The 12,903-nt window shown below is 61.0% G+C and carries 11 protein-coding genes; 5 read left to right on the top strand and 6 right to left on the bottom strand.

What is annotated here, in order from left to right:
- Positions 1-108: 108 nt before the first annotated feature.
- The 3 genes from LU682_RS04855 (at position 109) to LU682_RS04845 (ending at position 5,825) form a co-directional block, all read left to right on the top strand.
- On the top strand, positions 109-1,437 hold the full coding sequence (locus tag LU682_RS04855) for an IS110-like element ISPpu9 family transposase (RefSeq protein WP_010952293.1): 1,329 nt from the start codon (positions 109-111) through the stop codon (positions 1,435-1,437).
- A gap of 184 nt (positions 1,438-1,621) precedes the next feature.
- Positions 1,622-2,779: an efflux RND transporter periplasmic adaptor subunit gene (locus LU682_RS04850; RefSeq protein WP_049586450.1), complete on the top strand. Its 1,158-nt coding sequence runs from the start codon at positions 1,622-1,624 to the stop codon at positions 2,777-2,779.
- 1 nt (position 2,780) lies between these two features.
- Positions 2,781-5,825: a multidrug efflux RND transporter permease subunit gene (locus LU682_RS04845; RefSeq protein WP_010952110.1), complete on the top strand. Its 3,045-nt coding sequence runs from the start codon at positions 2,781-2,783 to the stop codon at positions 5,823-5,825.
- A gap of 105 nt (positions 5,826-5,930) precedes the next feature.
- On the opposite strand, the gene LU682_RS04840 is transcribed toward LU682_RS04845, so the two are convergent.
- The 5 genes from LU682_RS04840 to colR all read right to left on the bottom strand — a co-directional run bounded on the left by LU682_RS04840 (position 5,931) and on the right by colR (position 9,640).
- Positions 5,931-6,164: a hypothetical protein gene (locus LU682_RS04840; protein WP_010952109.1), complete on the bottom strand. Its 234-nt coding sequence runs from the start codon at positions 6,162-6,164 to the stop codon at positions 5,931-5,933.
- On the bottom strand, positions 6,164-6,862 hold the full coding sequence (locus LU682_RS04835; protein WP_049586448.1) for a lipopolysaccharide kinase InaA family protein: 699 nt from the start codon (positions 6,860-6,862) through the stop codon (positions 6,164-6,166). Before LU682_RS04835 ends, LU682_RS04840 begins: the two co-directional genes overlap by 1 nt.
- A gap of 6 nt (positions 6,863-6,868) precedes the next feature.
- Complete coding sequence (locus LU682_RS04830) at positions 6,869-7,549, bottom strand: class I SAM-dependent methyltransferase (RefSeq protein WP_010952107.1); 681 nt, start codon at positions 7,547-7,549, stop codon at positions 6,869-6,871.
- Positions 7,550-7,656: 107 nt separating this feature from the next.
- The gene (locus LU682_RS04825) at positions 7,657-8,967 is read right to left on the bottom strand and encodes a sensor histidine kinase (RefSeq protein ID WP_049586445.1); all 1,311 of its coding nucleotides are present in this window, start codon (positions 8,965-8,967) and stop codon (positions 7,657-7,659) included.
- Entirely contained in the window at positions 8,957-9,640 is a 684-nt protein-coding gene (gene colR, locus LU682_RS04820; protein WP_003255215.1) for a two-component system response regulator ColR, read from the bottom strand. The genes LU682_RS04825 and colR overlap by 11 nt, the downstream gene beginning before the upstream one ends.
- A 183-nt stretch (positions 9,641-9,823) precedes the next feature.
- On the opposite strand from colR, the gene LU682_RS04815 reads away from it, so the two are divergent.
- Positions 9,824-10,552 carry a phosphatase PAP2 family protein gene (locus LU682_RS04815; RefSeq protein ID WP_010952105.1) on the top strand — a complete coding sequence of 243 codons (729 nt, stop codon included), beginning with the start codon at positions 9,824-9,826 and terminating at the stop codon, positions 10,550-10,552.
- A gap of 70 nt (positions 10,553-10,622) precedes the next feature.
- Positions 10,623-11,870, top strand: a complete 1,248-nt coding sequence (locus LU682_RS04810; RefSeq protein ID WP_060489951.1) for an IS256 family transposase — start codon at positions 10,623-10,625, stop codon at positions 11,868-11,870.
- Between the two features lie 93 nt (positions 11,871-11,963).
- Here the strand turns inward: LU682_RS04810 and LU682_RS04805 are convergent, their stop codons facing one another.
- Positions 11,964-12,884: an iron-sulfur-binding ferredoxin reductase gene (locus LU682_RS04805; protein WP_010952104.1), complete on the bottom strand. Its 921-nt coding sequence runs from the start codon at positions 12,882-12,884 to the stop codon at positions 11,964-11,966.
- Between the last annotated feature and the right edge of the window lie 19 nt (positions 12,885-12,903).

Raw genomic sequence — 12,903 nt, 5'->3', positions numbered from 1 at the left:
CGTGAAGTCCCTGTAGGCATCAGCTGATTCAGCTGTGACCACGTATGAGAGAGTGAACCCTTTCGCCACCGTGTGCCCCGCGCGCCCTTTATCCTGCGAGGATTCATCATGGCGCGCAAGCCTTCCAAGCAACGCTTTACCGTCGTCCATCCCGATTGCGCGGCGATCGATGTCGGTGGTCGAGAGCATTTCGTGGCGGTCGATCCCCGGCACGAAAATCCCGTCCAGTCGTTCACGTCCTTTACTGACGACCTGCTCAAGATGGCTAACTGGCTTGAAAGCCTGGGGATCAAGGTCGTTGCCATGGAATCCACGGGGGTTTATTGGATTCCAATTTACGAGATTCTCAGCGAGCGCGGTTTTGACGTTTATCTCGTCAATGCCAGAGCAACTCGGCAAATCACGGGCCGTAAATCAGATGTGCTGGATTGCCAGTGGATCTGGCAGCTGATGACTCATGGACTGCTCAGAGGCGCATTCCGCCCCGATGATCTGACCTGCTGCGTCCGGTCATTGGTCAGGCAGCGTGCTTCCAAAGTGAAAGACCAGGCGCAGACGCTGAACCGGATGCAAAAGGCCATGAGCCAAATGAACATCCAGCTGGCCAATGTCATCAGTGATATTTCCGGTGTAACTGGCATGAAGATTTTGCGGGCCATCTGCGCAGGTGAACGGGACCCAGTGCAACTGGCTGAACTAACCGACCGCCGCATCAAGGCAGGCAAGGAGGCTGTCGCTCGGAGTCTTCATGGCAATTGGCGGCGCGAGCATTTGCATGCGCTAACTCAGGAATTGGCTGCCTATGACTTCCTGGAGCAGCAAATTGCAGATTGTGACGACGCCATAAAAGCCGCGTTAGAGCAGTTGCCGGTGCTGCAAAACAAGCCAGAGCCATCCAAGAAGCCTTTACGGAGCCCACACCGAAACGGCGCCCAACAGACTGTATTGCATCAGACTTTGTGGAAAGTTCTTGGCGTGGACCTAACCGCAATTCCAACCATTGGGGTGGACACTGCATTAGTGCTGGCAGGGGAGATCGGTACAGATCTATCACGCTTCCCGTCCTCACAGCACTTCTGCTCTTGGTTGGGACTGGCTCCCCCTACCCGAATTTCCGGCGGTCATCGACTGGCAGGTGGTGGGCCCAAAATAGTCAATCGAGCAGCGCAAGCACTCAAGCAGGCTGCATCCAATGCCCGTAACGACAAGGGTTTCATTGGCGCATCGCACCGAGCCAGACTGACTCGAATGGATACCAGCTGCGCCATCAAGGCCACTGCGCATCAGTTGGCACGTCTGGTGTACAACCTGTTAACCAAGAAGCAGGCTTATGTTGAACAAGGTCTTGAGGAGTTCGAAACCAGAAGCCAAGACCGGCAGGTCCGGGCTTTGCTTCGCAAAGCCCGGAAACTGGGGTATCAACTGGTGGCCGCTTGAGTGCTTAGAAAACAATGGGTTGCATTTTGTTTGATGAGAGCGGCTTTAGCCGCGAAAAGGCCGGCACAGGCATTTCACGCCCCACCTCCGGAAAAACAGTCAATACTTCCCCCATCCGCACGTGGGCAGGATCGCCCGTTGTCGTGTAGAAGCGAATAACAACTGCATCCAAGGAACCGGACCTATGCTGCGCCGCCGCATGCTCATCATGTTGGCCGTGGTTCTGCTGATCGTGCTGGCCCTGGGGGGTTACAAAGCCTTCTCGATCTACCAGCAGATCCAGATGTTCACTGCCCCCAAGCCCCCCATCACCGTGGCGGCTGCCATGGCCGAACAGCGCCCGTGGCAAGAGCGCCTGCCCGCTGTCGGCAGCCTCAAGGCGCTGCAGGGCGTGGATCTGAGCCTGGAGGTGGAAGGCATCGTCAAATCCCTGCACTTCGACTCAGGCCAACAGGTCAAGGCCGGGCAACTGCTCTTGCAGCTCAACGACGATCAGGAAACAGCCCTGCTCGGTACCGCCCTGGCCGACCTGGGCCTGGCCAAGGTCGACTTCGGCCGTGGCAGCCAGCTGGTGGGCGATTCGGCCATCTCCCGCGGCGAGTTCGACCGCCTTTCCTCCCAGTACCGGCGCAACCAGGCGGTGGTCGAGCAGCTTAAGGCGCAGAAGATCAAGAAACGCATCAATGCACCTTTCAGCGGCACCATCGGCATCCGCCAGGTGGACATCGGCCAGTACCTGGCCGCCGGCACTGTGATCGCCACCCTGCAAGACACCTCCAGCCTGTACGTAGACTTCAACGTGCCGGAACAGGCGCTGCCACACCTGAGCCTGGGCCAGCAGGTGCTGGTGCAAGTGGCCGCCTACCCGGGTCAGCGCTTCCCCGGCAGCCTCAGCGCCATCAACCCCAAGGTCGAGGAAACCACGCGCAACCTGCTGGTACGCGCCACCATGGCCAACCCCGACGGCAAACTGCTGCCAGGCATGTTCGCCAGCCTGTTGATTCTGCTGCCCAACCCGCAGCCGCAAGTGGTGGTGCCGGAAAGCGCCATTACCTACACCCTGTATGGCAACTCGGTGTATGTCGCCTCACCGAGAAAGGACAAGGATGGCAAACCGGTGTACGACGACAAGGGCCAACCCCAGCTGGTCGCCGAACAGCGCACGGTAAAGACTGGCGAGCGCCGAGACGGCGTGGTTGTAGTCAGCGAAGGCCTGCAGGCCGGGGAACAGGTGGTCACCGCCGGGCAGCTGAAACTCACACCCGGTGCCGCAATACGCATAGGCCAGGACAACGCCCTCAAGCCCGAACCGGGCGCAGCGGCCAAGGACTCAGGAGGCTGACATGGCGTTCACCGACACGTTCATCCAACGCCCGGTGCTGGCCAGCGTGGTCAGCCTGCTGATTCTGCTGCTCGGCTTCCAGGCCTGGAACAAGCTGCAGATCCGCCAGTACCCGCAAATGGAAAACGCCCTGATCACGGTCACCACCGCCTACCCCGGGGCCAACGCCGAAACCATTCAGGGCTATATCACCCAGCCATTGCAGCAAAGCCTGGCCAGCGCCGAAGGCATCGACTACATGACCTCGGTGAGCCGGCAGAATTTCTCGATCATTTCCATTTACGCGCGCATTGGCGCCGACAGCGACCGGCTGTTCACCGAGCTGCTGGCCAAGGCCAATGAGGTGCGAAACAAGCTACCCCAGGACTCCGAAGACCCGGTACTGAGCAAGGAAGCTGCCGACGCCTCGGCGCTGATGTACGTCAGCTTCTACAGCAAGGAAATGAGCAACCCGCAGATCACCGACTACCTGTCACGGGTTATCCAGCCCAAGCTGGCCACTCTGCCGGGCATGGCCGAGGCGGAGATCCTCGGCAACCAGGTGTTCGCCATGCGCCTGTGGCTGGACCCGGTGAAGCTGGCCGGTTTCGGCCTTTCGGCTACCGACGTGACCAATGCCGTACGCCGCTACAACTTCCTTTCCGCCGCTGGCGAGGTGAAAGGCGAATACGTGGTCACCAGCGTCAACGCCAGCACCGAGCTGAAGTCGGCCGAGGCGTTCGCCGCCCTGCCGCTCAAGACCAGCGGTGACAGCCGCGTGCTGCTGGGCGATGTGGCGCGGGTCGAGATGGGCGCAGAAAACTACGACACGGTCAGCTCGTTCGACGGCACCCCGTCGGTCTATATCGGCATCAAGGCCACCCCGGCCGCCAACCCGCTGGATGTCATCAAGGAAGTGCGGCGCATCATGCCTGAGCTGGAAAGCCAGCTGCCCTCGGCACTGAACGTATCGATTGCCTACGACGCCACGCGGTTCATCCAGGCCTCGATCGACGAAGTGATCAAGACCTTGGGCGAAGCGGTTCTGATCGTCATCGTCGTGGTGTTCCTGTTCCTCGGTGCCCTGCGCTCGGTACTGATTCCGGTGGTGACCATACCGCTGTCGATGATCGGTGTACTGTTCTTCATGCAGATGATGGGCTACTCGCTCAACCTGCTGACCCTGCTCGCCATGGTGCTGGCCATCGGCCTGGTGGTGGACGATGCCATTGTGGTGGTGGAGAACATTCACCGGCACATGGAAGAAGGCAAGTCGCCGTTCGATGCAGCCCTGGAAGGCGCGCGCGAAATTGCCATGCCAGTGGTGTCCATGACCATCACCCTTGCCGCCGTGTATGCACCGATCGGCTTCCTCACCGGGCTCACCGGCGCGCTGTTCAAGGAGTTTGCCCTGACGCTGGCCGGGGCGGTGATCATTTCCGGAATCGTTGCCCTGACCCTGTCACCGATGATGTGCGCCCTGCTGCTGCGCCGGGAGCAGAACCCGAGCGGCCTGGCCCACCGCCTCGATCAGCTGTTCGAACGCCTGAAAGGGCGCTACCAGCGTTTGCTGCACGCCACCCTCGACAGCCGGCCGGTGGTGCTGGTGTTTGCCGTGATCATCCTGTGCCTGATCCCGGTGCTGCTCAAATTCACCCAGAACGAACTGGCGCCCAACGAGGACCAGGGGGTGATCTTCATGATGAGCAGCTCGCCTCAACCGGCCAACCTCGACTACCTCAACGCCTACACCGACCAGTTCACACCGCTGTTCAAGGCCTTCCCCGAGTATTACTCGTCGTTTCAGATCAACGGCTTCAACGGCGTGCAGACCGGTATCGGTGGTTTTTTGCTCAAGCCCTGGAACGAGCGCGAACGCACGCAGATGGAGCTACTGCCGCTGGTGCAGGCCAAACTCGAGGAAATCAGCGGGCTGCAGATCTTCGGCTTCAACCTGCCTTCGTTACCCGGCACTGGCGAGGGCTTGCCATTCCAGTTCGTGATCAATACCGCTGGCGACTACCCGGCACTGCTGGACGTGGCCCAACGCATCAAGACGCGCGCTCAGGAATCGGGCAAGTTCGCCTTCCTCGATATCGATCTTGCCTTCGACAAACCCGAAGTGGTGGTGGACATCGACCGGGCAAAGGCGGCGCAGATGGGGGTGTCGATGGACACCCTCGGCGGCACCTTGGCGACCCTGCTGGGCGAGGCGGAAATCAACCGTTTCACCCTTGAAGGCCGCAGTTACAAGGTGATCGCCCAGGTTGAACGGCCTTACCGCGACAACCCCGGCTGGCTGAACAACTACTACGTGAAGAACGACCAGGGCCAGTTGCTACCGCTGTCGACCCTGATCACCCTCACCGACCGCGCTCGCCCACGCCAGCTCAACCAGTTCCAGCAACTGAACGCTGCGATCATTCAGGGCGTGCCCATGGTCAGCCTGGGCGAGGCGCTCAAGACCGTGCAGGACATCGCTCGCGAAGAGGCCCCGGAAGGCTTTGCCTTCGACTACGCCGGCGCGGCCCGCCAGTATGTACAGGAAGGCAGCGCATTGTGGGTCACCTTCGGCCTGGCGCTGGCGATCATTTTCCTCGTACTGGCTGCACAGTTCGAAAGCTTCCGCGACCCGTTGGTGATTCTGGTGACAGTGCCGTTGTCCATCTGTGGCGCGCTTTTGCCGCTGTTCCTGGGTGTGTCGAGCATGAACATCTACACCCAGGTCGGGCTGGTGACATTGATCGGGCTTATCAGCAAGCACGGTATCCTGATCGTCGAGTTCGCCAATCAGCTACGCGATGAGCGTGGCTTGAGTGTGCGCGAAGCGATCGAGGAAGCAGCGGCCATTCGCCTGCGGCCGGTGCTGATGACCACTGCGGCTATGGTGTTCGGCATGGTGCCGCTGATTCTGGCAAGCGGGGCAGGAGCGGTCAGCCGGTTTGACATCGGTATGGTGATTGCCACCGGGATGTCGATTGGCACGTTGTTTACCTTGTTTGTGTTGCCGTGCATCTACACCCTGCTGGCGCACAAGGCGAGCGCCAAGGCACCTGCAATCGCTTGAACCGACCTTGGGGCGGGCTGCCCGCGAAGAGGCCGGCAAGGCAGACGCAAAAAACCAAAGGCCCCGCAATCGCGAGGCCTCTGGCTTTTCCAGCTAACGCAGGGTTCATCCCTGTGACCGCAACCCTTGACGCAGGCCAAACAGGAACAGCAAAAGGTCCTGGTCTGGCTCGCTCCGGGCCTGCTGCTGCGGTTTTGCATCCCGCGGCAACGCGCACTGGTCTGCCATCTCAGCCTTGCTGAACACGGTTGGCCTCGGCTCTTCCCAGGCAGCCACCGCCACGGTGGTCACCGCCAGGCCAGCTACCAGGAACAAAGCTCGAGCAATTTCTAGTTTCATTACTCTAACCCTTTGACAGCGCTGCCAAACGCCATCTTGTAAAAGTAGAGCAGCGTCCGCCATTCCGCGTCATTGAGCGACGAATGGCGGCGTAGCTGACGCAAGTCATTGCCGGCCGCCCGCTGGCAGCTGATACGCCGCCTGCACTTTTCCAGGTCCAGCAGCGCCACTTCGACGCGGGCCTGCTCGCCTTCGCCAATTACCTTGATGAATACGTGCTTGCCATACAGGCAGCCGTGCTGCCAGTGCCCCAGGTGCATCCGCGCCAGGTTGTCCGCCAGGTCCTTGAGCATGCGCTCATGCACCACTTGCGGGTAACGCTCGCGGGCACCTTCGGCATGCCAGGTGTCGAGTTCGACAAAACCGTCCAGCGCTTCGCTGACCAGCAGCGCGCGCCACTGGTGCTCGGCATCGCGCTGCGCGCCACAGAAGACGATGCGCGGTACACGCACGCCCAACTGCTCGAAACTGTTCAGCGCATCGAGTTCACGCAACACGGTCGGCCGACCAAAAGGGTGCAACAGGCTGCGGTAGATATGCCCGACCTGGCGTTTGGCATACAACAGCTTGCCATCGGCATCGTTGAGGCGTTGCACGCCACTCTCGCCGCCGCGGCGCTGGTTAGGCTCCTCGACCCACTCGCCTTGCTGGCGCCAGTAAAAATCGAACTGCGCTTCCCCTTTATGGGCTACAGCCATCAAACACTACCCCTTACGCAATACATAGACCCGCCACATGGCATAGAACGGCAGGAAGTCGAGGCGTTCCTGGATTCTGAAGCCGGCGGCCCTGAATTCTTCTTCGACCGTTTCGGCAGGTAACACGAAACGGTTCTGGTAATTGTCCTGCTCGGCCTTGGCGCTACGGCGCTGCTCCAGCTTTTTCCGCCGCCAGGCCTTGAAGTTGCCATCCACCCACAGGGAAAGGATCACACTATCACGGCTAACCCGTTGAAATTCCGAAAGAATGGTCTTTCTGTGCGCCGACTCGCCAATGTGATGGAACAGGCGCATGCAGAAAATACTGTCCACGGCGTTATCTGGCAGGTCGATGGCAAATGCAGAAGTCTGCAAAGGCCGTACCCGTGCCACAACTTCTGGCGGTTGCGCCGCACAGGCTGTCTCGATCATGGCCTCGGAGTTGTCGGCACCGATGATTACCCGATTGGGCTTTTCCGCCAACAGCGGCCAGAAACGGCCCGCTCCGCATGGCAGGTCGAGTACCAGGCCAGGCTCGCCCGCCAATGCCAAGGCGCGGCGCGCCAACTGCTCATCTCGCTTGTGGGAAAGGCGTCGCGCCAGGCCGTCCTGGTGCTTGAGAAAGTACTCGCGCGCATGGTCTTTGTCGTACTTCTCGGAAAATTCAAGCTTGATGGGGCTACGCATTGGGCATCTCCTGACTCCATTGCGCCCACACTAGTCATGCAAGCGTTGGAATCAGGTCATGCCAATGTGAAAAAAACGTTGGGCACCCGTTGACCTGATACAAGAAATTACTCGACCAGGGCGTCCGGGTCGCCTTTGGTCGCGGTGTTGCTCAGGTCCACCTGGAAGCGGCAGCCATGCGGCAAGGTGGATGTCAGGGTGACACGCCAACCTTGGTCGTCGCAGATCCGCTGCACCAGCGAAAGCCCCAGCCCAAGCCCCTCGCCACGCCGTTCATCGCCCCGCACGAACGGCCTGAACATGGCCTCACGCTGCTCTTCGGGGATACCCACGCCGCTGTCCTCTACGCTGAAACCGTTGGCTTCCAGGCTCAGGCGGATATACCCACTGTCGGTGTAGTGCGCCGCATTGCGCAGCAGGTTGCCCATCACCGACTGCAGGAAGGTGGCGTTGTACAGCACAGGGCTAGCGCTCACGCGGCCATCGAAATACAGGGTGAGGCCTTTCTGTTCGATGGTGTCACGCCACACCCCGATGAGCTCGTCGGCCACTTCGCGCAGGGTCGCCCGTGACGCCACTGCCCCCTCATCACGCTGCGCGCGGGCCAACATGAGGAAGGTCTTGACCAGCTCGCGCATCTCTTCGGTGGCCCGCGCCACGCGCTCCACCTGGCTACGCGCGCGGGCATCGAGGCCAGGGTTTTCCATCAGAAGCTCACACGAGGTAGCCAACACCATCAACGGCGTGCGCAGCTCGTGGCTGACGTCGCTGGTGAACAGCCGCTCGCGGGTCAGCGCATCACGCAGGCGACCCAGGGTATCGTCGAAAGCCACTGCAAGCTGGCCGACTTCGTCTGCCGCATAATCCGGAGCCAGCGGCGGGGCCAGGCCCAGTAGTTGATCGCGGTGGCGCACCTGACGCGCCAGGCGGATGACCGGTGCCATTACCCGACGTGCAACCAGCCAGCCAAGGATGACCGCCAGCACCAGGCTGAGCACGAAGCCCACCACAACCACGGCAAAAAGCACGCGCTCGCGCTCCTCGAAGTCGCTCTGGTCCTGCAGCAGTACATAACGGCGACCATCGACGATCTCGACCATGGCGTGGTAGGACAGCTGGTCTCGGAACACCTCGTGGAAACCGCGGTCGAGGTGACGCAGGTCCTTGGGCAGCTCGAAGTCGTCACGCCCGCCACTGAAATAGAACAGCTGGTCTGGACGAGGCCGATGACTCCAGTCACTGACGCTGTCCATACGCAGCAGGCGCTGCAGGTCACCGCCCAGTACCGAGGAAATCAGTCGCTCTTCGACCAGGTGCACCGTGCCGACGATACCGAATGCGAAGGCCCCGGCCACCAGCGCGCTCATCAGGGCAAAGGCGATGATGATGCGCTGGGCAAGGCTTTGCTTAAACTCCATCGCGGCCCTCGGCGAGGCGATAGCCGACGCCATGGACGGTATGCAGCAACGGTTTCTCAAACGGTTTGTCGATCACCTGGCGCAGCTGATGCACATGGCTGCGCAGGCTGTCGCTATCAGGGCAGTCGTCGCCCCACAAGGCTTCTTCCAGCACCTCGCGGCGCAGTACGTGCGGGCTTTTCTGCATCAGTACCGCCAGCAGCTTGAGGCCGACCGGGTTGAGCTTCAACAGGCGACCCTGGCGGGTAACCTCCAGGGTATCGAGGTCGTAGCTCAGGTCAGCCACCTGCAGGGTGCGCCGCCCACCGCCCTGGGCACGGCGCAGCACCGCTTCGATGCGCGCCGCCAGCTCCGACAGGGCAAATGGCTTGAGCAGGTAGTCGTCAGCCCCCGAGCGGAAGCCCTGCAGGCGGTCGTCCAGCTGGTCACGGGCAGTGAGCATGATCACCGGCGTGTCACGGCGGGCATCTTCGCGCAGGCGCTTGCACAGGGTGTAGCCATCGATGCCTGGCAGCATGATGTCGAGTACGATCAGGTCGTAGTGTTCGGTGGCGGCCAGATGCAGCCCGGACAGGCCATCCTGGGCGCAGTCGACGGTGTAGCCTTTCATGCCCAGGTAATCGGCCAGGTTGGCCAGGATATCGCGGTTGTCTTCAACCAAAAGAATGCGCATCGGTTTCTCCTGTGCGGCGCTTCTCGCTGTGGTGCGCGGCAGGCGCAGCTTAAGGCCTATGCCTGCACGGTGCCAGCCCTGGGGAAAATTCACCGCACTTGACGGTTTTTTCACTGATCCTTCACGGACACAGGATAGCGGGCGGTCGACAATGCCCGATCTTTTTCGCGCCCTGGAGCCGTCATGCAGCAACGCACCCGCCCTCGCCCGATCAACTACTGGCTGTACCTGGGGATTCCCCTGGCGACTGCGGTGGCCTTGATCCTGCTGGAGCTGACTTCAGTCGACATGGATGTCGCCAACCTGTTCTTCGACCCCGCTGCCGGGCAGTTCATTGGCCGCCACAGTTACCTGTTGGAAAACATCCTGCATGACCGGGTCAAGCAAGTGGTGATCCTGTTGGGGGTGATATCGCTGCTGACCTTTGCCGCGAGCTTTTTCTGGAAGCGCCTGTTTGGCTGGCGCCGTGAACTGGGCTGCCTGGTGCTGGCACTGGGCTTGTCCACGGCGTTTGTCACGCCGCTGAAAAAAGTCACCCAGGTGCAGTGCCCTTGGAGCCTGACCCAGTTTGGCGGCACCGAAACCTACAGCAAGCTGCTGGAGCCACGGCCGCCTACCGACAAGCCTGGGCTGTGCTGGCCGGGCGGGCATGCAGCGACCGGTTTCTGCCTGTTCGCCTTGTTCTTCCTGCTGCGTGATCGCAAGCCACGCCTGGCGCGAGTGGCATTTGTAGTGGCCTTGACAGCAGGGTCGATACTGTCGGTGGGCAGGATGATGCAGGGGGCGCACTTCCTGTCGCACAATGTGTGGACGGCAGTGTTCTGCTGGTTGATCGGATTGGGGTCGTATTACCTGGTTCTCTATCGGCGGGGGCTGGCCGAGGTGCCCGTCGCCGAGCGCAGCGCCGCATGAAAGAGGGGCCGCTTTGCGGAGGGTGTCAGAAATTTTGTGTTCGGGCATAACATGAGTAAGAGGTGCATGTATGCCAACCAAAAAGAAACCCTTGCGTGACCTGCCCAAAATCCCCAAAGAGCTGCTGGAGCAGTTCGGTGAGGGCCTGATGACCGCAGAGGCTATCGAGGATGCCTCTGCGGCGTTCAAGAAGGCCTTGATCGAACGCGCTCTGCACGCCGAACTTGGCCACCACCTGGGTTATCCGCCGGGCGCGCAGCGCCCAGAGGATGAAACCAACCAGCGTAACGGCAAGAGTGGCAAGACGGTTTTGACCGGCGATGGCCCGCTGCGGCTGGAAATTCCTCGTGACCGAGACGGCAGTTTTGCGCCCATTCTCATCCCCAAGCATGAGCGGCGGTACACCGGTTTCGATGACAAGATCATCGCCATGTACGCCCGTGGCATGACGGTCAGAGAGATCCGAGCCTTTCTGTCCGAGCAGTATGGAACAGAGGTCTCACCCGACTTCATCAGCTCTGTGACAGACGAGGTCATGGAAGAAATTGGCGCGTGGCAGCAGCGGCCACTAGAGCCCATGTACCCGGTCATTTTCTTCGATGCACTGCGGGTGAAGATCCGCGAAGAAGGCTTGGTGCGCAACAAGGCCATTTACTTGGCGCTGGGCGTTCTACCCGACGGGACGCGCGATATCTTGGGCATCTGGATCGAGAACACCGAGGGTGCGAAGTTCTGGATGAAGGTCTTTAACGATCTCAAGACACGTGGTGTCGAGGATGTGCTGATTGCCGTGACCGATGGCCTCAAAGGCATGCCAGAGGCTCTCAGCGCCGTGTTTCCAGAGACGACTCTGCAGACGTGCATCGTGCACCTGATCCGCAACAGCCTGGACTTTGCAGCCTGGGACAAGCGGCGGGCACTGGCCAAGGCGCTCAAGCCGATCTACCAGGCCATCAACGCCGAAGCGGCTGAGCAGGCACTCGATGAGTTTGAAAACGGGCCCTGGGGCAAGCAGTATCCAACGGTCGTTGCGGCCTGGAGACGCGCCTGGGATCGAGTGATTCCCTTCTTTGTCTTCCCACCAGCCATCCGGAAAGTGATCTACACCACCAACGCCATCGAGAGTATCAATGCCCAGCTGCGCAAGATCATCAAGACCCGAGGCCATTTCCCGAACGATGACGCAGCTACCAAGCTGATCTGGCTGGGGCTGCGAAACATCACGGCAAACTGGGGCTCAGCGGCGCATGATTGGAAAAGTGCGATGAATCAATTCGCGATTTTGTACGGAGATCGGTTCATCAGGCCGACCTGGTGAAAGTCAGGGCCTGCCTGACGGCAGGCCGTTACCGGCCCGCACACAAAAAATCTGACACTTCCGCTTTGCGGCCCTTCGCACTTCAAATGCTACTCAGGCATGCTCGACGAACACATCAGCAAACACCTGTCCCCGCGGTACCCCTGCCATGAACATGCGTCGGGCAAACCGCTCGACACTCCCCGGTGCCCCACACAGCAGCGCCACCGTCTGTCGCGACAACAGCCGCATCCCGGCCAACGCTTCATCCACATGCTCCACCAGCACCAGCTCGACACTGACCCCTGGCAGCTTCAGCAGCTTCTCCGCCAGATAGTGCCCAGCCGGATCCCGCGCCACATGTACCACCCGGATTTCGCCCCGATGCCCCCGGCGCAACGCTTCGCGCAAGATACCCCAGAGCGGCGCCAGCCCGGTTCCCGCAGCCAGCAACCACAGCGGCCGCTCCTGCCAATCAGGGTCGTAATGAAGGGCTCCGCCTCTGAACTCCCCCAAACGCATCTCATCGCCGACCTGCAGACCACGCGCCTTGTCGCAAAAGGCACCAGGCCGCTGGCAATCGATATGAAACTCGAGAAAATCATCCTCGCCCGGCAGGCTGGCCAAGGAATAAGGCCGAGCAACCGCGCCTAGCCACAGCACCACGTGCTGCCCCGCCTGGTAACGCACCACCCGATCGGGGCGCAACCGCAGGCGCAACACATCGCCAAACCAGTCCAACGCACAGACCTGCGCCGGTACGCCACCCTGCTGGGGGTCGTACAACGCCACACGCAGGTCCTCGACCACCCGGCACTGGCAAGCCAGACGCCAGCCCTGGGCATGTTTCTCCAATGCCAATGCCTCGGGCAAAGCGTCTGCCGGTTGCCCTTCCAGGCAGCGCACCAGGCAGGCGTGGCAACTGCCGGCGCGGCAACTGTAAGGCACATTCAGCCCCGCCTCGTTGAGGGCATCGAGCAGGTTGCTGCCAATGGGCACCAGCCAGCGGCGCTCGCCCACGCAAATTTCGGGCATGTTCGGTACATCTCCTGCT

The sequence above is a fragment of the Pseudomonas alloputida genome (assembly GCF_021283545.2).
Classification (GTDB): domain Bacteria; phylum Pseudomonadota; class Gammaproteobacteria; order Pseudomonadales; family Pseudomonadaceae; genus Aquipseudomonas; species Aquipseudomonas alloputida.
Note: the sequence above shows the minus strand (reverse complement) of the source record. Positions and strands in the feature narration are given on the sequence as shown.